We start from the raw sequence: 21937 nt of genomic DNA on the forward strand, positions 1-21937 counted from the left end.
AAGGTTTATTTTTCTTCAGCTTTTGGCTTTTCGCGTAAACGAATACCCAAGTCACGCAATTGATTTGCTTCAACTGGTGCTGGCGCTTGAGTCAATGGACATTCAGCAGTCTTGGTTTTCGGGAATGCAATTACATCACGAATCGAAGATGCACCTGTCATGAGCATGATCAAACGGTCAAGACCGAATGCCAAACCACCGTGCGGAGGCGCGCCATAACGTAATGCATTCAGTAAGAAGCTGAATTTCTCTTCTGCTTCTTCTTCGCCAATACCTAAAGCTTCAAAGATTGCCTTTTGCATCTCTAAAGTATAGATACGAAGTGAACCGCCACCGATTTCAGTACCGTTCAATACCATGTCGTAAGCAACAGAAAGTGCTTCACCTGGATTGTTCTTCACTTCTTCAACGCTTGATTTTGGAAGTGTGAATGGGTGGTGAACAGAGGTCCATTTACCATCATCAGTTTCTTCAAACATTGGGAAATCAACAACCCAAAGTGGCGCCCACTCACAAGTTGCAAGGTTAAGATCATGACCGACTTTCACACGAAGTGCGCCCATCGCATCGTTTACAACTTTGGCTTTATCTGCACCAAAGAACACGATGTCGCCATTCTCGGCACCAACACGTTTCAATAGATCAAGTACGATTGGCTCGATGAATTTAACGATTGGTGATTGAAGACCTTCGATGCCTTTTTCAAGTTCGTTGACTTTGATATAAGCCAAGCCTTTCGCACCGTAGATGCCTACGAATTTGGTGTATTCATCAATTGCACTACGCGGTAATGAACCAGCACCCGGTACGCGTAAAGCAACGATACGGCCTTTAGGATCTTTTGCAGGGCCTGCGAAAACTTTGAATTCAACGTCCTGCATCAAGTCTGCAACGTCAACAAGTTTCAATGGAATACGCATATCTGGTTTGTCAGATGCATAATCACGCATTGCGTCAGCATAAGTCATACGTTCAAACTTATCGAATTTTACATTCAATAATTCGTTGAACATTTTAACTGTTAAGCCTTCCATTAAATCCATGATGTCATCGTCACTCATGAACGATGTTTCAACGTCGATTTGGGTAAATTCAGGCTGACGATCCGCACGTAAATCTTCGTCGCGGAAACATTTAGCAATTTGGTAATAACGATCGATACCACCAACCATCAACAACTGTTTGAACAATTGTGGTGATTGTGGAAGCGCATAGAAGCTACCATTTGAAACGCGGCTTGGTACTAAATAGTCACGTGCACCTTCTGGCGTTGCGCGTGTCAAAATTGGTGTTTCCACGTCAAGGAAACCATGATCTTCAAAATAGTTACGGATCAAGTTGGTCACTTTAGAACGGAAACGTAAGCGCTCTAACATTTCTGGACGACGGATGTCCAAGAAACGGTATTTCAAACGAATTTCTTCTGAAATATTGGTATTTTCGTCATTCAATGGGAATGGCGGAGTATCAGAAGCTGCAAGAACTTCGATCTCTTTACCTAAAACTTCAATCTGGCCACTCACCATGTTGGCATTTTCAGTACCTTCATAGCGACGACGAACACGACCTGTAATTTTTAAAACAAATTCTGAACGTGCTTTATCTGCTGTTGCGAATGCTTCAGGGGTATCTGGATCGATAACAACCTGTACAAGACCATCACGGTCACGCATATCAAGGAAAATCACACCGCCATGGTCACGGCGACGATGAACCCATCCGCATAAAGTAACTGTTTGATCGATTTGGGCTTCAGTTAAAGAGCCACAGTAATGAGTGCGCATCATATTGAATTATTTATCCAAACTATATTGGCTGTAGAAGGTGAATGCGTAAACAGCGCAGCACCAATGAAGGGGAGATTATGCCTTGTTGAACGTATAGTCTCAAGTCTTAATGTTTTCAAGCGAATTTTAAACAGACGCTTTTTGCTAAAATGCTTTCATACGGCTAGTCCGATCCAAAAACAAGAATAATAGACAAGCCATGGTAAAGACAGTTAAGCCAGCTTGTGTAAATTCATTAATCGATTTGCCAATAAAAAAATAACGTTCGGTATTCCAAAGATCAGTATTGATATGACGGTTATAGTCAAACACTGAGAACAGCCCATATAAGATGGAAAGAATCATACTGATGAGTGCAAATCCCTTGAGTTTAGAGGGAACGGGATAATGATGTTTATGCGTTTTATAATACTCCCAGCACATTTTTATCAAAAACGGCAAGGCAATAATTGAAGAGCCAATCTGTAAGACAAAATGTAATGGATAACTAAAACCCAAAAATGAAACGTTATGGGCCAGAATTCCTTTAAAAGCAAATGTTCGAAAATCAAGATGGGTTAATCCATCCCAGATCAAATGTGTGCTAATTCCAATAATAAGTGCAATGCAATTCAAAAAGCTGAAAGAAATAAAATCATCCAGTGACTTGATATTTAAAGGATCTTGAATCTCAAGACAACGATAAGTCACAGGTCGATAGATTAAATACCAGACTAAACAAAAGCATAGGCCCAATGGCAAGTTCGGAAATAAGATACCTGCCCATTGGTGTGTTAAAGGTGTATTTTCTTGCGTAAATAATCGATAAAGATCAGGTGTCATACAGCCAATTGCCAGTGCTGCAACAGGCAAATGACCCTGACTTAATTTGGATAACGGCGGAGCGAGAACTGCATGGGAAAGTGTAAAAGGCATATCGTTGGAAAACGACCATTCATTGAATCATGGATAAGCAGTGTAGCAAATGTCCTTTGTTGCACTGTTTTTTATTGCAAATTAAATGAAATGTTATAATATAACAAAAAATAACGATCAACTGATTCGGGACACGGTATGTCATTTCCGCAAAATATTTTGACCTTATCCATTTTAGCTGTTGTATCTGTATCTACATTTGCAGCAGAAAATGAACAAGTTACTACCTTAGATACCATACGAATTAAAGCGCATCCGCTTGAGCAAACCTCAAAAGATTTTGCTGTTGCAGATACCGTTGTAGATGAAAAGCGTTTACAACAGGGGGCTGTTACCATTGGTGAAGCGCTAAGCAGCGAGCCTGGCATTTATTCAAATCAGTTTGGTGCTGGTTCTAGCCGTCCTGTCATTCGTGGACAAGATGGGCCGCGTGTTAAGGTGCTGCAAAATTCATCTGAAAACATTGATGTATCCACCTTGTCTCCTGACCATGCGGTAACAGTCGATCCTACATTGGCAAAGCAGGTTGAAGTGATTCGTGGCCCATCAACTTTATTATTTGGTGCTGGAACGGTTGGTGGTTTAGTCAATGTCACCGATAGCAAGATTCCAACAGAAATGCCTGAAAAAGGTTACGAAGGTAATGTTGGCTTACGTTACAACACTGGAAGTGATGAAAAGCTGGCAACTGCGGGCGTAACGGTTGGTCTGGGTGATCAGGTTGCGTTACGTGTCGAAGGGTTAAAGCGTGAAGCCAATGATTATATCGCTCCAGATTATGTACATGAAGGAGAGCGAGAGCGCCGTGTGGACAATACCTTTGCTAAAGGTCAAACCGTGAATGTCGGTTTATCCTGGATTTATGATCGTGGCTTTACGGGCATTTCTTATAGCAACCGTCAAGATCAATATGGTTTACCTGGGCATAGTCATGAATATGAAAGCTGTCATGCACATCTTTCTGGACGCCCTCATTTACATTGCGGCGAGCATGATCATGGCGACGGTGAAGATGATCATGGTCATGAGGATCACGACCATGAACATGGCACAGGGCCTTGGATTGACTTAAAATCTGAGCGCTATGATGTGCGTACAGAACTGAATGATCCATTTGCAGGCTTTAAAAAGTTACGTGCTCAAGCGAGTTATACCGATTATAAACATGATGAAATTGAAGAAGATACCATCGCTACGCGCTTTAAAAACAAGGGCTATGATGGGCGTTTAGAGTTGGTACATAATCCAATTGGCCCATGGGAAGGGGTGATTGGAACGCAATATGGTCAACAGAAACTGGAACTCACTGGTGAAGAAGCGTTCTTGGCACCGAATACCACCAAGAAGTGGAGCATCTTTGGTTTAGAGCATGCACAATTTAATGATGTCCATGTTGAGCTGGCAGCACGCGCAGAAAAACAAAAAATTGATATTGATGACTCAAGCAAAAAAGATTTTGACGGTTCAGCCTTTTCTGTTTCAGGCGCTGCCAACTGGGAGTTTGCACCAGACTATAAACTTTCGTTGGTTGCTTCACATCAGGAGCGTTTACCTTTAGCGCAAGAGTTGTACGCCAATGGTGGGCATTTCGCGACCAATACTTATGAGCTGGGTAATGATCGTTTAAGTAAAGAGAAGTCAAATAATGTTGAATTGGGTTTCCATTATGACAATAACAAATTTGACTACCATATCCATGTGTACCACAACTGGTTTGATGATTATATCTACGCTCAAACCTTAGATCGTTATAAAGATTTCCGTTTGGTCAAATATACGCAGGATCAGGCACGTTTCTATGGTGCTGAGGCAGAAGCGGGTTATCAGATCTCGGACATGTATAAAGTTGGTGTATTCGGTGATTATGTTCGCGGCAAGATTGACAATGAAAATGCCCCACGTGTTCCAGCAGGTCGTCTAGGAACAAAAGTAAATGCGGACTTTGGTGATGGCTTTAGCGGTTCAGCTGAATACTACCACGTGTTCCAGCAAGACAAGATTGCAGCTTATGAAACCGATACGCAAAGCTATAACATGTTAAATCTGGGTGTGGCTTATTCAGGTAAATACAGCAATGTCGGTGATTATCGTGTTTATCTAAATGCCAATAACTTGTTGGATGATCAGGTTTACCAACATGCATCGTTCTTATCAACGATTCCACAAGTGGGCCGTAACTTTACCGTTGGGGTGAATTTTAACTTCTAATTTTTCACTTAAATCTTATTGAAAAATCAAAGTATAAGCTCTAGCCTTAGACCATTAGGCTAGGGCTTTTTTTGTTTATATGCGTATCTTCCAACGAATCCATCGAAAATTAAACTGGTCAGGTCGACGTTACATGGCAGTCATATTGAGTATTTTTGCGATTGGGTACATTGCTTCGGCAGTCTACCACACAGTAAAACCACTCCCGAAAGGGCTGGATTTTACTGGGCAGTTGCGTCATGCCAATGTGAAATTTTTAGCCGATCAGACTTATATCGATGCACAAGGCCAGCAACAGGTCGATCAGCATATTTTCAAGGAAGTTTTTCATTTAATTGATCAGGCACAGACTACGATTGTGCTGGATATGTTCCTGTTTAATCAGGAAGTGGGAAAGTCAAAGGTTAAGCAATTTCCTTTGATGCAAGAGTTGACAGATGCGTTGATCGTTAAGCGTCGTTTGCATCCAAATGTTGAAGTTGTGGTGATAACCGATCCGATCAATTCGGTTTATGGTGGAATGACACCGAAGCATTATCTACAGTTGCGCCAAGCGGGTGTGGATGTGATCGAAACTGATTTAAAACCATTGCGTGCTTCTAATCCGCTTTGGTCAGGTTTTTGGTATATCTGCTGTCAGAACTTGGGTAATAATCCTGAAGGTGGCTGGTTAAGTAGCCCATTTGGTGATGAAAAAATTACCTTGCGTAGTTATCTGGAGTTATTCAACTTCAAGGCCAATCATCGTAAAACCTTGGTAGTTGATACTGAACAGGGCTGGAAAAGTTTGGTGACCTCTGCCAATCCGCATGATGGTAGTTCGCATCATAGTAATGTAGCACTGGTGGTGGATGGGCCAACCGCGATTGATGTCTTACAGACTGAACAAGCCGTTGCCAACATGTCAAAGGGGGCTAGTCCTTTTGTGATTATGGGTGGGGTGAGCGAAGACAAAACCTTGCCGCAGGTGCAAGTGCTGACTGAAAAAGCCATTTATGATGGCATCTTGAAAATGATTCAGACTGCTAAGAGTAAAGAGCATCTGGATATGGCGATGTTCTATTTGTCGGAACGCAATATTATTGAAGCACTGAAGCAAGCGCAGCAACGTGGTGTCAACATCCGTATCATGATCGATCCGAATAAAGATGCATTTGGCCGTCAGAAGAATGGCATGCCGAATCGCCAAGTTGCATCAGAGCTCAATGCTGCTGGTATCCCAATTCGTTGGTGCGATACTCGTGGTGAACAGTGCCATAGCAAGATGTTGCTTAAATACAATGCACAGCAAGCTGAGATGATTCTGGGTTCTGCCAACTTAACGGCACGTAATCTGAAAAACTATAATCTTGAAACTGATATGCGTGTGATTGGTTCATCACAAGCGCCAGTGTTTAAAGATGCCGGACAATACTTTGATGCAGCATGGAGCAACGCCAATGCACGTCAAATCACAGTGGATTATGCAAAATATGCTGATGAGTCAAAAGTAAAATACTGGATCTATCGTTTTATGGAATGGTCGGGGTTATCTACTTTTTAATTCAGCATAAATAGAGTTCTACACAATGGCGAAAATTAAACTCAATATCAGACAGGATGAGCAGATTGATTTAGATGTACATCAATTCAATCATTATGCAGATATTGTTGAAATTCAAAGTTGGGCAGAACTCTTGGAATGCTATCGCTCCCTTAAACAGGAGGTTTATCCTAAAAAGGTGTTTCTGGTTCTGGATGATAGGGCACAGGCAGAATACACTTCTATGCATGCTCAATTGGGTGAGCAACTTTATTTCGACGATCGTCAATATTTTGAAGGAATCGAAGATCTTGGAAGTCGAGACAGTCTTCTGATTGAAAGTAATATTGTCACACCTTTGTTGTTTCAACACCATGTACAACAGCTGAGTCATCTAGACCATCAGCGGAGTTTTGAAAGCTTGGCTGGAAAAATGCAGCACTATGATAAAAGTGATCTAGAGGCGCTCGTTTATTTCAATCAACATCTATTGATCTCTACTCATACTGAAATCATGGTTAAAGTGGCCGTTGTTGAAACAGAAGCATTGAAACTGGCGATGATGCCGAATGGCTATTTTTCTTGTGATTTTGATCCTTTTGAAAATTATGCGCTAATTCAGAAAATGCAGCATTATGGCTTCGAATTTATCGGGCTTGGAGCAGCATTATTAGGATGGATCAAAACAGCAGATTTTAATGCAGAAAAAATTGAAGATTTAATTCAGGATCTCGCTTTGATTTATCCTTTAGATTTATCTCATCAAAAGGCAATGAAAGACTTGATTTTAAAAAATAATTATCTGATTTTACCTTATTCTGAATCACCACAAGAATATTTGGGTTATGACTTATCGTGATTCAGAACGAGAGTTCAAGAAGCTGAATTTGGAGGTTTACTTGATATTCAGCTTGTTGAAAGAAATACACGATCAATGAAAATTAAGGACTCGGTGGAATCAATTGATCCAGATCTTTATCTGCTAACTGATCCAGTTCACTTAAATCGGTTTTGATTTTCCACTGATTTTCATCATCGACAGGGTTGGGTAAACGCGCTTCTAACCAGTCACAGACGATATCTGGGCTAAATTCTGGATGATTACACTGGATCACCCAAGCCAGAAAATCTTTGGCTTCACCGTTCATATAGGGCGGTGGTGATACGGGGAAAAATTGGGTGGGTAGACGCTCATTCGTCGATAAATAATTGAGGACATGTCCCAGTTCCTGAACTGTTTGCCATGCCAATGGATGTTCAACATCAATATTGAACTTAAACCACCATGCATGCTGACCATCTGCACCATGCGCCACGATACGGGATTCTTGTACGCTAGGAACTTTACAGAAAAATTGATAGAGACGATCAAAATTCATTTCAGCCACAGATGTTGCCTCAAAACCAAAAAATTGATTCTAACATATCTCTGAGAGGCTATAGCGAGCTGCGCTTTATCCACGGAATTAAACAGTTAGTCTGAAAAAATATTATTACAACAGTGGCGCTTATTTTTTATTCTAAAATAAAAGCATACTCTGATTTTGGGAGATCATGATGCAGCAATCTAAACTTTATATCTATGGCTTGGTCAGCTTACTCAGCGGTCTCCCTGTAATGAGCTATGCTGATAATGCATGGGGTGGATATAGCGGGGTAGAACGCCGTTCATATCATCAGAATACACCTGCCTATCAACCGCCTGCGCAAGACCCATTTGCGTTCTCGAATCAGCGCGCGACACCTACTGCGCCACCGAAAGGCTATTATTATCAGCCGAATCAAAATAACTATTATCCCCATTCAAACCATCGCCCCGGCGTTCGGATTGAATATTATCCAGAGACTCAATATGACCGCAGCTATCGCCGTGAGTCCTTTGTGGTGGGAAATGAATTACCAGGTGAGTTCCGTAGCGAGCGTTATGTGGTGCGGGATTGGGATTATTATTCTTTGCGTGAACCGCCACGCGGTCGACATTGGGTAGTCGTCGATGGACGTTATCTTTTAGTGACCGATGATAACTTTACCATTGAGATTATTCGCTGATTTGACATCTGTTTTTAAATTTTGAATAGAGAGTATTCTCCACAATTTCTCGCTATTCATTACAAAGCTTTGCAATGTCGCGAGTTTTATTCATGCTTTCTCCTAGAGTTTTTCTTAATCTGATTTCAGATCGAAAAAACAGAGGATCACACAATGAAAAAGACCGTCGTATTGCTTGTATCAACACTCATGCTCGGTGTATCTGCATCAGCAATGGCAGATTCAAACCGTTGGAATAATGATCATAAAGACCGTTATGATCAGCGCTATGATCGTTATGACCACCGACATGATCACCGTGAGCAACCACGCTGGTCAAATGGTGATCGCGGTAATCATTATGGTCAACGTATCAACTTCAAACGTGGTGAGCGTTTACCGTCAGAATTCCGTAGTAATCGTTATATGGTATCCAATTATCGCTACCATCGCCTTTATCAGCCACCACGTGGCTATAACTGGATGCAGGTACAAGGCAAATATGTACTGGTTGATTCCAAATATCGTATCTTCCGAGTGGCATAATCCTCATATGAGAAAAGCAGGCAATCCGCCTGCTTTTTTTATTTATGCCAATTCATCATCTTGCGGTCGAGGCGTTTTATTGGAAGGCAATTGTTGCTCCTGATCTTTGCCACGAATCACAGAAGGGTAGTTCCATGATGCAAAACGCACCACCAGAATCGCAACTGCCAAAATCAGGATCGAACCTGTGGTAATGACTAAATCCATCGACGCTTTATGATTATGCTGAATATCAGCAATGAGCAAACGGGTCAGTGCAGTAATCGCGACATAGATCAGAAAGCGCACTGGCATATGATTGGTCTTGAAATAAATCCCGACCATGGCGCCTAGTTCCAAATAGATAAACAGCAGCAAGATATCATCAATGGTGGCGTACTGTTTAACCGTTAGAATCTCAATCACGGTATGTACGGCTGACCATGCAATCATACAGCCGATAATAAACAGGGCTAAATAATGAAAGGCTTCAACTGCGTAGTGACCGAAGCGATCAAGTAGACGAGGTAAGCCTTCAAGTTTATCTTTTGAATTCGACATGGCGATTTATATGCTCAACATGATGATTGGAATGATATGCAAGTTTTATGCTGTTTTTATTATAGGCATAAAAAAACTGCCTCAACCTAGATTGAGGCAGTTTTTATGATTGAATGCGACTTAAGCTTGATTGGTGAAGTAATCTTCGCTGAAGTTCATGATCAAGTCTGAACCTGCTTTGATTTTCGCTAAACGCGCATCTAATTCAGGCAAGATACGATCTACAAAATATTGCGCTAATGCAATTTTGTTTTGGTAGAAATCACCAGATTTGTCTTTGGCAGCAGCCGCAATTTTTGCGAACATATAAGCAAAGCTGAGTAAACCCACAGCATGTAGGTAATCAACCGCAGCTGAGTTCGGGAACTCTGCATTTTCGGCTGCTTGTTCAATGATGAATTGGGTGATCGCTTCAATTTCAGTTGCAGCGTCAAGAGTTGCATCTTTAATGAAGTTTAAATCCGTATCTAGATCATTGGCAAAGTCACGGATCTCTGTGATGTATTCTGCGATGAATGCACCACCACATTTAATGGTTTTACGACCAATTAAATCTTGAGATTGAACGCCGTTGGTCCCTTCGTAAATTTGAGCAATACGAAGATCACGGATACATTGTTCCATGCCCCATTCACGGATATAACCGTGACCACCGAAGACCATTTGCGCATCTAAAGTCGCTTGGAAAGCAGTGTCAGTGAGGTAAGCTTTTGCGATTGGTGTTAAAAGTGCAACGCGATCATTGGCTTTCTTCACGGCTTCAGCATCAGTTGAGAATTTAGTAATGTCGAGCTGTTGACCGACATACACCGCAAATGCACGAGAGGCTTCGTTGTTGGCACGTACATTGAGCAACATACGACGTACATCACCATGCACTAAAATGCTGTCTGCTGGTTTGTTTGGAGATTGAACGCCAGATGCGCTACGACCCTGTAAACGGTCAGTCGCGTATTGTGCAGCATTTTGATAAGCAAATTCAGAAGCACCTAGACCTTGGATACCCATTGATAAACGTTCGTAGTTCATCATCACGAACATCGCAGCAAGGCCTTCGTTTTCTTTACCGACAAGATAACCTTTGGCACCATCAAAGTTCATCACGCAAGTCGCAGATGCCTTGATCCCCATCTTGTGCTCAATTGAGCCTGGACCAACAGGGTTACGCTCGCCCAAAGAACCATCTTCATTCACCAGGAATTTCGGTACGATAAATAATGAAATACCACGTGAACCCGCAGGTGCATTAGGGGTTTTTGCAAGTACCAAATGAATGATGTTTTCAGCGAGATCGTTGTCACCACCCGTGATGAAGATTTTCGTACCAGTAATGTTATACGTACCATCTTCATTCGGTTCAGCTTTAGTTTTGATAATCCCTAAATCTGTACCTGCATGTGGCTCGGTTAAACACATTGTACCTGACCATTCACCCGAATAGATTTTAGGTAAATACGTTTCTTTTTGCTCTTGTGATGCATAGCTGTTTAAAGCCATACCTGCACCCACAGAAAGAAGCGGGTAGAGCATGAATGATGGATTGGTTGCGAACAGCATTTCATCAGACAGTACAGTCAGCATTTTTGGCATGGCCTGACCGCCCCATTCTTCGTCAGCACCTAAGCCGATCCAGCCGCCTTCAGCGTATTGACGGAATGCTTCTTTAAAACCTGCTGGGGTGAAAACTTCACCATTTTCCCAACGTGCGCCTTCTTCATCACCCGTACGGTTTAACGGATGTGTCACGTTTTGGGCAAACTTCGCCATTTCTTCTAAAATTGCTTCAGCTGTTGCAGCATCTACATGAGCCAGGTTTTCATTCGCCTGCCAAAATTGTTCTGCTTTAAATACATCATTTAAGATGAATTTCATGTCTGCTAGAGGAGCATTGTAAATTGGCATAATCGTTCCTTTCTACGCACAGCGTCATGTGCAAAATGATCAAATAAAACGAACAAATAAATTGAATCGTATAAATTTAGCATTGATTAAACAAAAAAAGGACGGTCAAAACTGACCAGTCCTTTTTCTGTGATGAACGTTGCATCTCATTCTAAACTATGTTTAGAAAGCGAAATGTTCCGCATCAAGTTCAAACAATGGCGCAACGCCAGTTGAAAGTACGTCTACATGAGAACGAACACGTGGCAAGATCTTCTTGAAGTAGAAGCGAGCAGTCGTCACTTTTGCATTGTAGAAGTCAACATCAGTTGTACCTTCAGCCAATTTCTCTTGCGCAACAAGTGCCATACGTGCCCATAAGTAAGCAAGCGTTACATAACCAGAGAAGTAGAGGTAGTCAACCGCAGCTGCACCAACTTCATCAGGGTTTTGCATTGCACGCATACCAATTTGCATGGTGATATCGCCCCATTCTTTGTTTGCAGCAGCCAATGGCGCAACGAATTCTTGCATCGCAGCATTGTCTTTGTTTGCTTCAACAAATTTGTGGATGATCTTGGTGAAGTCTTTCAACATTGCACCTTGAGTTTGCAATACTTTACGACCTAACAAGTCAAGCGCTTGAATCTCGGTTGTTCCTTCGTACAAACAAGCGATACGTGTATCACGTACGATTTGCTCCATACCGTGTTCAGAAATGAAGCCGTGACCACCAAAGACTTGTACACCGTGCTTCGCAGATTCAGAACCAGTTTCTGTTAAGAATGCTTTTGCAATTGGTGTTAACAAAGACAAGATGTTGTCAGCAAACTTACGCTCTTCTTCAGTTTCGCCTTTTTCAACGATGTCTGCATATTGAGCCAATAAGTAAACCAGCGCACGACCACCTTCAGCAAATGACTTTTGCGTTAAAAGCATGTTGCGGACAGCAGGGTGAACGATAATAGGATCAGCTTCTTTTTCAGGTGCTTTAGGGCCAGAAAGCGAACGCATTGCTAAACGGTCTTTCGCATACGCCAAAGCGCCTTGGAAAGAAGATTCAGATGCAGATAAACCTTGAACCGCAGTACCGATACGCGCAGTGTTCATGAAAGTGAACATGCAGTTTAAGCCACGGTTTTCAGGGCCAATCAAGTAACCTTTTGCTTGGTCGAAGTTAATGACACAAGTCGCGTTACCATGGATACCCATTTTGTGTTCGATTGAACCACAACGTACGGCATTACGCTCACCGACAGAACCGTCAGCATTCACGTGGAATTTAGGTACGATGAATAATGAAATCCCTTTGGTACCTTTTGGCGCGCCCGGTAAACGTGCAAGTACGATATGGATGATGTTTTCAGCCATGTCGTGTTCACCAGCAGAGATAAAGATTTTCTCGCCAGAGATTGCATAGCTGCCATCAGCATTTGGTTCAGCTTTAGAACGGATGATACCTAAGTCAGAACCTGCATGAGATTCAGTCAAGCACATCGTACCTGTCCAAACACCTGAAACAAGGTTTGGCAAGTAAGTATTTTTTTGCTCATCAGAACCGTGGTGTTCTAAAGTACGCACAGCACCATGAGAAAGGCCAGGGTACATACCCCATGACCAGTTTGCAGTACCCACCATTTCAGAGATTGCAATCCCTAAAGAGTTTGGTAATGCCTGACCGCCAAACTCTTCATCAGCAGAAAGAGACGGGAAGCCAAGTTCGATATATTTTTGATACGCTTCTTTAAAGCCTGTCGGGGTAGTAACAACACCGTCGTTCCAAGTACAACCTTCACGGTCGCCCACTTGGTTTAAAGGAGAAAGTTCGTTCTCGCAGAAATCAGCCGCTGCTTCTAAGTATTGATCAACCAATTCACGGCTTACAGTGTCTTGAAATGCAGGAAGTTTTGCGTAATGTGCTTCAGCATTTAATAATTCGTGCAATACGAACTGCATATCACGTAAGGGTGCTTTGTATTGTGGCATAGCGGGTTCCTCAATACTGGTTAAACCAGAGTTATAATCTTAGTCAATGATAAATGTGCCCAAGAGCACCATTTTGTACCGCTAATCGTGCAACAAGTTATAGTTCGGTACAAGCTTTTGCAGGTCATTTCTTAGTGACTGCTAAGTCAAAGTTTGTTGGTCAGCCTGCTTAAGCGCTTAGATTGTAGGTGGTTTTCCAGCATTTGAGTCAAACTGTTCATGTAAAATCGTAAGCAGCTGTGTAAATGAAAAATCAATCATTTAACACATAAAAAAAAGGCGCTTCGAAAGCGCCTGAGAGGAGAGGATGATTATGTTGTTGGATTCGCTTGACGCTTGAATTGTGATTTGTCTGGTGTAAAACGAACTTCACAGGTCCCTTCAATCACACGTTTATTCCATTGAACGTTCACGCGTTCTCCGATACGTTTACCTTGACATGCCTGTTCGATCTGAGCGCGTTGTGCCTGATGTTCCTGACGCATTTGTTCGCGTTGTTCTGAACGCTGTTCACGTTTCGCTTGCCATTCGGCACGCTGTTCAGGGGTAAGCGGTGCGCGTTGCATATTGTGACGATGGTGGTCACGATTCATTGACTGTTCTGCTGGTGTGGTCGACTGACAGGCAGCCAAACCTAAAACAGAACCGAGTAAGGTGGTCATCAATACAATTTTTGTCTTGTTCATTGTTTTATCCAGCGTAAGCAGTTGTGATTTGATGATTAAAGATTAGATAATAAAGATGAAGAAACAATGGAGAGTTTTTTTGAACCATGTTGGTTACAATCCATAAATAGAACACTATTGAGATTAAGCTTTTGAATGTTCGTCGTGTCCCTTTAGCCTTACGCCTGTTTTTAACGGTATTACTGACCACCTTACTGATCGCTACGATCAGCTTAGGTGTTTTGCACTGGACGATGCAAAAGAACTTTGCACGCTATGTGGCCGATGTCGAAATGCAGAAACTCGATCGGCTGATTGCCAACTTAGGCAATGTCTATACCGTTTATCACGACTGGGGCAATGCCATTCAGGCGCAGATCTTGCAAATCGAGGGAACCGCAGCGCCAGATGACTACGACCGGCTGTCTCAATGGTGGTTACGCCGTCAGTATGATATCGCTTTGCAGCAACGTTATTTTAATGACCATACTTTATTGAGTCTTTCGCCGACTTTGGCGCAAAATAATGTTGAGATGAGAAATCGTCAGATCTTTAATGATGAAGAACTCAAAATTCTAAAGCAGAATTTACCTTCCGAATATCAACCCTTTGAAGGGTTACGTTTTCCGCTCAGTCCAAGTCAGTTCCGTTTAAAGAAAGATGATAAAGACGATAAACAGGAGCATAAATTAAATACGCCTGTTGAGCATGGTAAAAAGCGTTTTGTCTCAATTCCAGATCGTTTAGGTTTGAGTTCTCGTTTATCCTTATATGATGAAAATCAGCAATTTATTGTTGGTGAGCCTGCGACTGACCAAATCTCGTTTCGTCCGATTATTGTGGATGAACGGGTGGTGGGCTATCTGGGATTAAAACCTGTACTTGATCAGGATGATGCATCCAGTATTAACTTCTTTAGTAATCAAAAACGTTATTTGCTTTTAGTCTATGCTTTAACCGTGCTGTCTAGTTTGATTGCAGCATTGCTAATGGCAACCTATTTTAAAAAGCCGATTCAGCGCCTGTTAAAAGCAACGCTAGAATTAACGCGTGGTAACTATCAGCATCAGGTTAAGATCAGACGTAATGATGAGCTAGGTGATTTGTCTAATCAGATCAACCATTTGGCTGATATTTTGCACCATCATGAAGAATCGCGTCGTCAATGGGTATCCGATACTTCACATGAGCTGAAAACACCATTGGCTGTATTGCAGGCACAAATCGAAGCGATGCAGGATGGGATTCGTAAAGCCACACCTGAACACCTTGCGGCCATGATGCGTCAGGTCAGCAGTTTGAAGAAATTAACTCAAGATCTGGCAGATCTTGCTCAGGCCGATGCGCAGCAGTTGAAATGCTATTTTGCTGAAGTTAATCCGTGGGATGTGGTGCTGCAAGAAGTCGAAAATTTCAGATCAACCTTTGAGCAAAATCAGCTAGACGTCAGCTTGTCTGGTGAAGGGGCTTTACTCTCATTAGATCGTGATCGTTTTAAACAGATTATTGTCAATTTGCTGGGTAACTGTGTTCGTTATACTGAACAAGGTGGAAAAATACAGATTCATACTCAACAAAACGAGCAACAATGGATATTGTATGTAGATGACAGCCCATTGGGGATGAATGATGAGCAGCTAGCCCGTCTGGGTGAACGTTTCTACCGTGTCGATGATTCACGTACACGTAGTACAGGCGGTACAGGATTAGGTTTGGCTTTATCATGTAAACTGGCACAAGCTTTAGGTGGTTCACTGACTTTCGATCATTCACCATTAGGTGGATTACGTTGTGTACTGACTTTCCCAAAACAAAATACGTAACTTTTAGATCCTCTCTGGTTGAGGATGATGGATAGGATGAAGACCATGAAACATATCATGTTGGTTGAAGATGAGGTTGAACTGGCACAGTTGGTTCGTGATTATTTAGAAGCTGCTGGTTTTGAAGTCAGTATGTTCCATGATGGTCAAGATGCTTTTACCCAGTTCCAGCAACGTAAACCAAGCTTGATGATTCTGGATTTGATGGTGCCGCGTATGGACGGTTTAACCATCTGCCGTAAAGTACGTGAGCAGTCTGATCTGCCGATCATTATGGTGACGGCACGTACTGAAGAAATTGACCGTGTCCTGGGTCTTAATATGGGAGCAGATGACTATATCTGTAAGCCTTTTAGTCCTAAAGAACTGGTTGCCCGTGTTCAGGCTGTTTTGCGTCGTTTAGAACGTAAAGCAGAGCCTGAGCAAAATGATTTATTCCGTATTGATAAAGCTCAGCAACGGATTTGGTATCAACAAAAAGCATTGACCTTGACACCAACCGAATTCCGTTTATTGGAGCTGTTTTTAGAACATCTTGGACAGGTCTATTCACGTGCACAGTTGCTTGATCATATCAATCCAGATAGCTTTGATGTGGCAGACCGTGTGATTGATAGCCATATTAAAAACCTGCGTCGTAAGATTTCAGAGGCGGCTGATACGGGTAATCGTCATGAATGGATTCAAGCGGTGTATGGCGTGGGTTATCGTTTTGAATATCCAGATGAGTAATCAGCTTTAATTGATCTGTTGTGGCTCATATCCAAGAAAATGTGGACCAGTTTCTATAGATAAACTCGTCTCTTTTCCTTCGTATAGAGAGGCTGATATGAGATGAGTTTTGATGAGGATAAAGGGTAGAGCACTGCAAAAAGTTTTATCCTGTGGATAACCACAGCGTTATCCACAGAAAATGTGGATAGTTTCTTAAAGGTTTTGTAGAAATTATCTTCTTTTCTAGTTTTAAGTGAACCATCACTGGATTCTGCTATAAATAAGATTACATTACTTTACAATCACTTGTGGTGAGCTAGATTGCGGTAATGAGATTATTTCTGGATGAGAAACTTATCCCCTGAATAAGCCTTGCTCGGTTTGATCACCGCCTTTATCCGCAAACTCGCCTGAGCGCTGCCCCATTAGGGGTGAATGATAATGGGTGTATGATCAGCAACCAGTTGCCATATTTCGTCTATATCCGAGTTGGTCACCGCAATACAGCCTAAGGTCCAGTCTTTGCGTGGCATATAGCGCGCACTTGCAGGAAATGAGGTGGCACGTGTCGGAACCGTACCATGAATCATGACATCGCCACCCGCAGAGCGATTGTGCTGTTGGGCATAGCTTGTATCAGTTTTATTGGGGTAGGAGATGTGCAAAGATTTATAATAAGCGCTTTGAGGATTGCGCCAATCAATAGAATAAGTTCCCTCAGGCGTTTTGCCATCACCTTCAAACTGTTTATGTCCGATCGGATCAAAGCCTAAGCGCATCGGATAGCTGCGAATGATTTCCTGTTGATGTTTTAATTGCAAAATACGCTGACTCTTAAAGACTTCTATTGAGGTGACAGGTTTATTCTGTTTGAGCTGCTGTATGTCTTCGGTTGAAAGCGGCGTATGTGTTGCTGCAAATGTTGGGATGAACTTGCCATACTGATAAAAAGCCAGTGCCAATAAAATGATTAAAACAACACATCCAGCAATCAATCCAGTTTTCATTATTTTCTTCTTTTAAAAATAAGTAACTCACTTGAGCCACAATAGCGACCCAAGTGAATCATAACGACTCAAAATTAAGATGAACAGCTCACCATTACCTCTGGTACATCACTTGGTAAAGGTGCCGTATCTGCTTCAGTTTCCAGATCAGGCTGTTTTTGGTAGGGCTGATTCAACAGCTTAAATAAACGGTCAACTTCACTAAAATCACCACGTTCAGCCTGTTCAATGGCTTTCTGCGCCATATGATTGCGCAGGACATATTGTGGGTTGACCTGTTGCATCTGCTGGTCTAATTCATCGGTATCCTGATGTTGACGGATATTCTGGTAATGTGTCAGGAAATCATCGAATTGCTGGACATGAATACAGTCATCTCTTAAAGCTTTGTAATCTTGTTGTTGTAGGCGAATAAAGCTTTGAGTGTAATCCAGTTGCTCGGTTTGCAAAATTCTCAAGAAGGCAAAGCTGCAATCCAAACTGTCTTTATGAAAATGCGGTAATCCCATTTTTTGACATAAGCCCTGACCATAATACTGCAAAAATGTTGGTTCAAATTTTTCTAGGCAAGTCGCTAGATCCAGTTTGAACTGTTCTTTGTCTTCGGTCGATGCTAATGGAATCAGATTGTTCAGCCATGTCCAAAGATTCCAGTGTCCAATACTTGGCTGGTTCTGATAAGTATAACGACCCTGATAATCGGAATGGTTGTTAATCCAGTTTGGACGGAAACGTTCCATAAAACCGTAAGGACCAAAGTCCAGTGTTGAACCTGTAATATTGAGATTATCGGTATTCATCACCCCATGCGCAAAGCCCACCAGTTGCCATTTGGCAATCATGATAGCTGTGCGCTCAATCACGGCTTCAGCAAACGCTAGAATTGGATTTTCAGCTTCAAGACATTCTGGATAATGCCATTCGATACATTTTTGCGTGAATTCAGCCAAGAGTTCAGGCGAGTATTGATTGATCCACTCAAAATGTCCCAAACGAATATGACATTCGGATGTGCGCAATAACATTGCACCCAGCTCTAGGGTTTCCCGTTGTACGCCTTGAGTTGAACTGGTAAAACCAACTGCATGACTTGATGCAACGCCCAAAGCATTTAACGCATGTCCAGCTAGATATTCACGAATTACCGAACGCAGCACAGCACGGCCATCGCCCATACGTGAGTAGGGAGTAGAACCTGCACCTTTCAGATGTAGATCAATTGTTTCGCCATGTTTATTCAGGATTTGTCCGATGAGCAAACCTCGACCATCACCGAGTTGTCCTGCCCATTGTCCAAATTGATGGCCTGCATAGACCATGGCAAGCGGTGGAAATTCAGCAAAGGTTTTTTGTCCACTACAGATTTCAACCCAGTTGGCTTTATCTTCTTCACTCCACTGCAACTCATCTGCTAAGGCTTCATTGAAATGGCCTGCTTTGGCACCACGCAACGGACTCGGCTGTTGCTGATGATAAAGCTTCGGATTTAAAGAATCATAGCGAGAATTGAATTGCATAACTGAAACATCATGGTGAGCTGAATCATGACTATAGCAAATTAACGGGTGTAATGGGGAAGGGTAAAACGCAGAGATGAAACCGCAGATATAAAAAATGGCCTCGATTTGAGACCATTTTTAATGGGTATTCTGTTATTCAGAAACAGGCGCTTTTTTGATGTTACGCATTAAGGTTTCTAAACATTCACGGTGATGACTTAAACGGTGTTCAAGTAACTGGAAATCAACTTTCAGCTTGTGATCCATTTGATGGATTTTTTCAGCCATTGCTGCTTTCTTGGCATGAAGCTCTTGTTCTTTCAGCTTTGCCCAATCATTTAAGGTATGGGTAAATGCTTCGTATTCTTGTGCAATACGCTGCTTCATTTGCACGATGTCAGTATTGACATCATGACCATAAATCGCAAGATCGCGTTCAGCATATTTAAACTTCATCGCAAGCTCAGCTTTTTTGATATTAAAGCTTGGAATACGACGTAAATTTTTAGCTAAACCAAGCTTTGAGCTGGTCCAGATTAACCATTTGGTTGGATCATATTGCCACCATTTCACGCCATTACGGTAATCGTACTGGAAAATGTGATGATAGTTATGATAACCCTCACCCCAAGTGAAAATAGCTAAGACAAAGTTGTCACGTGCCGTATTTTCATCGGTATAAGGACGTTTGCCCCACATGTGGCAAAGCGAGTTAATAAAGAAGGTAACGTGATGGCTGATGATTAAACGTAATAAACCACCCAGTAAAATCACGCCCCAGATATCGCCAGTCGCCCAACCGATTAAGCCTAATACACCGACATGAACAGCGATGACCATTGGCACATAATATTTATGCTGGAACATCACTAATTTGTCATTGAGCAAATCAGGTGCATTTTTAAAGTCAGGTTCAGATGGCGAGTGATCGCGAATCATCCAACCTAAGTGTGCGTACCAGAAACCACGTTTAATTGAATACGGGTCTTGATCCACATCATCGACATGGCGGTGATGGGTACGGTGACCTGAAGCCCAAAATAAAATACTGTTTTGGACAGCAAAGGTACCACCAATCATCAATAAAATTTTAAGTGGTAAAGCCGCTTCATAAGCACGATGTGCCCAAAGACGGTGATAACCTGCTGTAATTCCTAGGCTACTAAGTGCCAAAAGGAAGATCATGCTCACCCAAGCACTTACACTAAAATCATAATAATAAGCGTATAAAGGGATTAAAATAGCGGCAAGAATTGGTGTGCCAATTAAGGTAATGCTAGCAGTCCAGTTAATGGGTGCCTTTTTTTTGAGTGGGGCGGAAGTCATATCCGTCAGCGCTCCTAAAAACCTTGTTTGTACAAGATAATAAAACTAAACGAGATAGCAAAACCAATCATGACGATATATTGCTATTTTATCACTGATATTAGCATGTCCAAATCGATTAGCACTAGTATTATTGTACAGTTGTATCGAAAGAACAGTAACAGAATTCATTTGTAAATTTGATCAATGAATTAAAAGGTGAAATAAATCAATGTCTGAGCAAAATACCATGAAAAATCCTATTTTTTCTTTGAAGGCATTTTTTAACAAAACTTTAATATTCTCTGCTGCTGTCATGCTTGCAGCATGTCAAAGCCAACCCCAGCCGGCGCAAAAGAATACCTTGCAGCCGAAACGGGTGACACAGCCGCCTGCCATGCAAGTACGTAAAAGTACCGATGGTGTACAAGATGTGGATTGGCAAATTACCACCATTCAAGGCAAGCGAGCTTTGTTCTTTAACCAGTATCCGGGTTTTCAGCTCAACTCCATTTCAAAGATGGTGTCAGGGCATACGGGCTGCAACAATATTTATGGTCGTTATAAATATGATTTCACCCAGCGTAAACTGGATTTTGATGTGATGGCACAGCATCAAAGCTGTAACCGCGCTTTAGCGCAAGAGGCGGATTTGATGGATGCGATTCAACGAGTTGAGCGCTTCCAGCTAGATGGCGCAAACCTATATTTGTTAGATGCAAAAGGGCAGCGTTTGATTCAGGCCCAGCGTAAGAAATAAAATAAAAGGCGGAATTTATTCCGCCTTTTGTTATTTTAAATGTTGCAACATGGTTGTTGGAACATCAGTAATTAAACCTTGAATACCCAGCTGCTGCAGGTGCTTGGCACGTTCAACCTCATTCACCGTCCAGACACTGATTGCAAGATTTGCCTGTTGAGTCCGTTGAATAATTTCATCGGTTGCTAGAGCATCTCCCCAACCAATTTGACAACAGTCATATTGCTGGGCAAGTTCAATCGCATATTCCCCAATTGGAATTTCAACCAGTAGTCCACGCTTAAAATGACTGTGATAACGCTGTAACGCAGCTAAAATTTTGACATCAAAACTGGTAATGGTTGCGCTTTGCTCAAAATCTTTTAAATCTTGATGAAGTTGATAGACCAAGCGTTCAGCCGCTGCATCGTCTGTAACTGCTTTGATTTCAACTTCAATATGCTCAAAGTCCGTTAAGCACTCAAGGACATGGGGAAGACTGGGCGTATATTCTTCAAAGGCCCATGCCTGCCATTGATGACGATGATCGAATTGCTGCGCTTCTAATAAATTACAGCTTTCAACCTGTTGTGAGCGGCCCGCCGTGCGAACAAAGTCATCATCATGGATCACGACCAATTGATCATCTTTCAATTGGCGCACATCAAACTCGACTGCACGTACGCCTAAATCATGCAGATAACGAAAGCCACCTAACGTATTTTCAGGGGCTTCACCACGCGCACCACGATGACCAATAATTCGCATTTGT

Annotated in this window: 19 protein-coding genes; 8 read left to right on the forward strand and 11 right to left on the reverse strand. The window is 42.1% G+C overall.

All coding sequences use genetic code 11. The features are described 5' to 3' along the window. Nucleotides 1-5 precede the first annotated feature (5 nt). Together aspS and EC846_RS00455 are read right to left on the reverse strand one after the other, a co-directional pair. Complete coding sequence (aspS, locus tag EC846_RS00450) at nucleotides 6-1787, reverse strand: aspartate--tRNA ligase (protein WP_123773757.1); 1782 nt, start codon at nucleotides 1785-1787, stop codon at nucleotides 6-8. 144 nt (nucleotides 1788-1931) lie between these two features. Then, nucleotides 1932-2702: a DUF4184 family protein gene (locus EC846_RS00455; protein ID WP_123773758.1), complete on the reverse strand. Its 771-nt coding sequence runs from the start codon at nucleotides 2700-2702 to the stop codon at nucleotides 1932-1934. A gap of 138 nt (nucleotides 2703-2840) precedes the next feature. Between EC846_RS00455 and znuD the strand changes: the two genes are divergently transcribed. The 3 genes from znuD to EC846_RS00470 all read left to right on the forward strand — a co-directional run bounded on the left by znuD (nucleotide 2841) and on the right by EC846_RS00470 (nucleotide 7291). Further along, a complete protein-coding gene (gene znuD, locus EC846_RS00460) occupies nucleotides 2841-4910 on the forward strand; it encodes a zinc piracy TonB-dependent receptor ZnuD (protein ID WP_123773759.1) in 2070 nt (689 codons plus the stop codon). Between the two features lie 79 nt (nucleotides 4911-4989). Then, complete coding sequence (locus EC846_RS00465) at nucleotides 4990-6453, forward strand: phospholipase D family protein (RefSeq protein WP_123773760.1); 1464 nt, start codon at nucleotides 4990-4992, stop codon at nucleotides 6451-6453. A gap of 25 nt (nucleotides 6454-6478) precedes the next feature. Then, on the forward strand, nucleotides 6479-7291 hold the full coding sequence (locus tag EC846_RS00470) for a hypothetical protein (RefSeq protein WP_123773761.1): 813 nt from the start codon (nucleotides 6479-6481) through the stop codon (nucleotides 7289-7291). An 82-nt stretch (nucleotides 7292-7373) separates the two neighbouring features. On the opposite strand, the gene EC846_RS00475 is transcribed toward EC846_RS00470, so the two are convergent. Continuing rightward, nucleotides 7374-7811 carry a hypothetical protein gene (locus EC846_RS00475; RefSeq protein WP_047429501.1) on the reverse strand — a complete coding sequence of 146 codons (438 nt, stop codon included), beginning with the start codon at nucleotides 7809-7811 and terminating at the stop codon, nucleotides 7374-7376. Between the two features lie 178 nt (nucleotides 7812-7989). Here EC846_RS00475 and EC846_RS00480 point away from each other — a divergent pair, with 178 nt between their 5' ends. Together EC846_RS00480 and EC846_RS00485 are read left to right on the forward strand one after the other, a co-directional pair. Beyond that, on the forward strand, nucleotides 7990-8481 hold the full coding sequence (locus EC846_RS00480) for an RcnB family protein (RefSeq protein ID WP_123773788.1): 492 nt from the start codon (nucleotides 7990-7992) through the stop codon (nucleotides 8479-8481). A 153-nt stretch (nucleotides 8482-8634) separates the two neighbouring features. Next, nucleotides 8635-9006: an RcnB family protein gene (locus EC846_RS00485; protein WP_004775491.1), complete on the forward strand. Its 372-nt coding sequence runs from the start codon at nucleotides 8635-8637 to the stop codon at nucleotides 9004-9006. 42 nt (nucleotides 9007-9048) lie between these two features. On the opposite strand, the gene EC846_RS00490 is transcribed toward EC846_RS00485, so the two are convergent. From EC846_RS00490 to EC846_RS00505, 4 genes are all read right to left on the reverse strand, one after another. Beyond that, a complete protein-coding gene (locus EC846_RS00490; RefSeq protein WP_004775490.1) occupies nucleotides 9049-9546 on the reverse strand; it encodes a phosphate-starvation-inducible protein PsiE in 498 nt (165 codons plus the stop codon). 120 nt (nucleotides 9547-9666) lie between these two features. Next, nucleotides 9667-11448 (reverse strand): acyl-CoA dehydrogenase C-terminal domain-containing protein, encoded by a 1782-nt coding sequence (locus EC846_RS00495; RefSeq protein ID WP_004775489.1) that lies wholly within the window; start codon nucleotides 11446-11448, stop codon nucleotides 9667-9669. 162 nt (nucleotides 11449-11610) lie between these two features. Further along, nucleotides 11611-13413: an acyl-CoA dehydrogenase C-terminal domain-containing protein gene (locus EC846_RS00500; RefSeq protein ID WP_004775488.1), complete on the reverse strand. Its 1803-nt coding sequence runs from the start codon at nucleotides 13411-13413 to the stop codon at nucleotides 11611-11613. Nucleotides 13414-13724: 311 nt separating this feature from the next. Then, nucleotides 13725-14099 (reverse strand): hypothetical protein, encoded by a 375-nt coding sequence (locus EC846_RS00505; protein ID WP_005259465.1) that lies wholly within the window; start codon nucleotides 14097-14099, stop codon nucleotides 13725-13727. Between the two features lie 131 nt (nucleotides 14100-14230). Here EC846_RS00505 and baeS point away from each other — a divergent pair, with 131 nt between their 5' ends. Together baeS and EC846_RS00515 are read left to right on the forward strand one after the other, a co-directional pair. Next, nucleotides 14231-15901 (forward strand): sensor histidine kinase efflux regulator BaeS, encoded by a 1671-nt coding sequence (baeS, locus tag EC846_RS00510; RefSeq protein ID WP_004775486.1) that lies wholly within the window; start codon nucleotides 14231-14233, stop codon nucleotides 15899-15901. Between the two features lie 45 nt (nucleotides 15902-15946). After that, entirely contained in the window at nucleotides 15947-16633 is a 687-nt protein-coding gene (locus EC846_RS00515; RefSeq protein ID WP_004775485.1) for a response regulator, read from the forward strand. Between the two features lie 407 nt (nucleotides 16634-17040). Here EC846_RS00515 and EC846_RS00520 read toward each other — a convergent pair whose 3' ends face one another. The 3 genes from EC846_RS00520 to EC846_RS00530 all read right to left on the reverse strand — a co-directional run bounded on the left by EC846_RS00520 (nucleotide 17041) and on the right by EC846_RS00530 (nucleotide 20447). Next, nucleotides 17041-17622 carry a L,D-transpeptidase family protein gene (locus tag EC846_RS00520; RefSeq protein WP_123773762.1) on the reverse strand — a complete coding sequence of 194 codons (582 nt, stop codon included), beginning with the start codon at nucleotides 17620-17622 and terminating at the stop codon, nucleotides 17041-17043. Between the two features lie 74 nt (nucleotides 17623-17696). Next, nucleotides 17697-19139 (reverse strand): protein adenylyltransferase SelO, encoded by a 1443-nt coding sequence (locus EC846_RS00525; RefSeq protein ID WP_069576257.1) that lies wholly within the window; start codon nucleotides 19137-19139, stop codon nucleotides 17697-17699. Between the two features lie 135 nt (nucleotides 19140-19274). Next, entirely contained in the window at nucleotides 19275-20447 is a 1173-nt protein-coding gene (locus EC846_RS00530; protein ID WP_004775465.1) for an acyl-CoA desaturase, read from the reverse strand. Nucleotides 20448-20658: 211 nt separating this feature from the next. On the opposite strand from EC846_RS00530, the gene EC846_RS00535 reads away from it, so the two are divergent. Beyond that, on the forward strand, nucleotides 20659-21186 hold the full coding sequence (locus EC846_RS00535; RefSeq protein WP_062846127.1) for an META domain-containing protein: 528 nt from the start codon (nucleotides 20659-20661) through the stop codon (nucleotides 21184-21186). A gap of 30 nt (nucleotides 21187-21216) precedes the next feature. Here EC846_RS00535 and EC846_RS00540 read toward each other — a convergent pair whose 3' ends face one another. Beyond that, nucleotides 21217-21933, reverse strand: coding sequence for a glycerophosphodiester phosphodiesterase (locus EC846_RS00540; RefSeq protein ID WP_123773763.1), 717 nt, complete (start codon nucleotides 21931-21933; stop codon nucleotides 21217-21219). Between the last annotated feature and the right edge of the window lie 4 nt (nucleotides 21934-21937).

The organism is Acinetobacter sp. BIGb0102 (assembly GCF_003815055.1).
Lineage (GTDB): Bacteria > Pseudomonadota > Gammaproteobacteria > Pseudomonadales > Moraxellaceae > Acinetobacter > Acinetobacter vivianii.

What these genes read in the sequence shown, in the direction of transcription:
- aspS (WP_123773757.1), bottom strand. Translation starts at nt 1,787, where the DNA reads ATGATGCGCACTCATTACTGTGGCTCTTTAACTGAAGCCCAAATCGAT.
- EC846_RS00455 (WP_123773758.1), bottom strand. Translation starts at nt 2,702, where the DNA reads ATGCCTTTTACACTTTCCCATGCAGTTCTCGCTCCGCCGTTATCCAAA.
- znuD (WP_123773759.1), top strand. Translation starts at nt 2,841, where the DNA reads ATGTCATTTCCGCAAAATATTTTGACCTTATCCATTTTAGCTGTTGTA.
- EC846_RS00465 (WP_123773760.1), top strand. Translation starts at nt 4,990, where the DNA reads ATGCGTATCTTCCAACGAATCCATCGAAAATTAAACTGGTCAGGTCGA.
- EC846_RS00470 (WP_123773761.1), top strand. Translation starts at nt 6,479, where the DNA reads ATGGCGAAAATTAAACTCAATATCAGACAGGATGAGCAGATTGATTTA.
- EC846_RS00475 (WP_047429501.1), bottom strand. Translation starts at nt 7,811, where the DNA reads ATGAATTTTGATCGTCTCTATCAATTTTTCTGTAAAGTTCCTAGCGTA.
- EC846_RS00480 (WP_123773788.1), top strand. Translation starts at nt 7,990, where the DNA reads ATGCAGCAATCTAAACTTTATATCTATGGCTTGGTCAGCTTACTCAGC.
- EC846_RS00485 (WP_004775491.1), top strand. Translation starts at nt 8,635, where the DNA reads ATGAAAAAGACCGTCGTATTGCTTGTATCAACACTCATGCTCGGTGTA.
- EC846_RS00490 (WP_004775490.1), bottom strand. Translation starts at nt 9,546, where the DNA reads ATGTCGAATTCAAAAGATAAACTTGAAGGCTTACCTCGTCTACTTGAT.
- EC846_RS00495 (WP_004775489.1), bottom strand. Translation starts at nt 11,448, where the DNA reads ATGCCAATTTACAATGCTCCTCTAGCAGACATGAAATTCATCTTAAAT.
- EC846_RS00500 (WP_004775488.1), bottom strand. Translation starts at nt 13,413, where the DNA reads ATGCCACAATACAAAGCACCCTTACGTGATATGCAGTTCGTATTGCAC.
- EC846_RS00505 (WP_005259465.1), bottom strand. Translation starts at nt 14,099, where the DNA reads ATGAACAAGACAAAAATTGTATTGATGACCACCTTACTCGGTTCTGTT.
- EC846_RS00515 (WP_004775485.1), top strand. Translation starts at nt 15,947, where the DNA reads ATGAAACATATCATGTTGGTTGAAGATGAGGTTGAACTGGCACAGTTG.
- EC846_RS00520 (WP_123773762.1), bottom strand. Translation starts at nt 17,622, where the DNA reads ATGAAAACTGGATTGATTGCTGGATGTGTTGTTTTAATCATTTTATTG.
- EC846_RS00525 (WP_069576257.1), bottom strand. Translation starts at nt 19,139, where the DNA reads ATGCAATTCAATTCTCGCTATGATTCTTTAAATCCGAAGCTTTATCAT.
- EC846_RS00530 (WP_004775465.1), bottom strand. Translation starts at nt 20,447, where the DNA reads ATGACTTCCGCCCCACTCAAAAAAAAGGCACCCATTAACTGGACTGCT.
- EC846_RS00535 (WP_062846127.1), top strand. Translation starts at nt 20,659, where the DNA reads ATGTCTGAGCAAAATACCATGAAAAATCCTATTTTTTCTTTGAAGGCA.
- EC846_RS00540 (WP_123773763.1), bottom strand. Translation starts at nt 21,933, where the DNA reads ATGCGAATTATTGGTCATCGTGGTGCGCGTGGTGAAGCCCCTGAAAAT.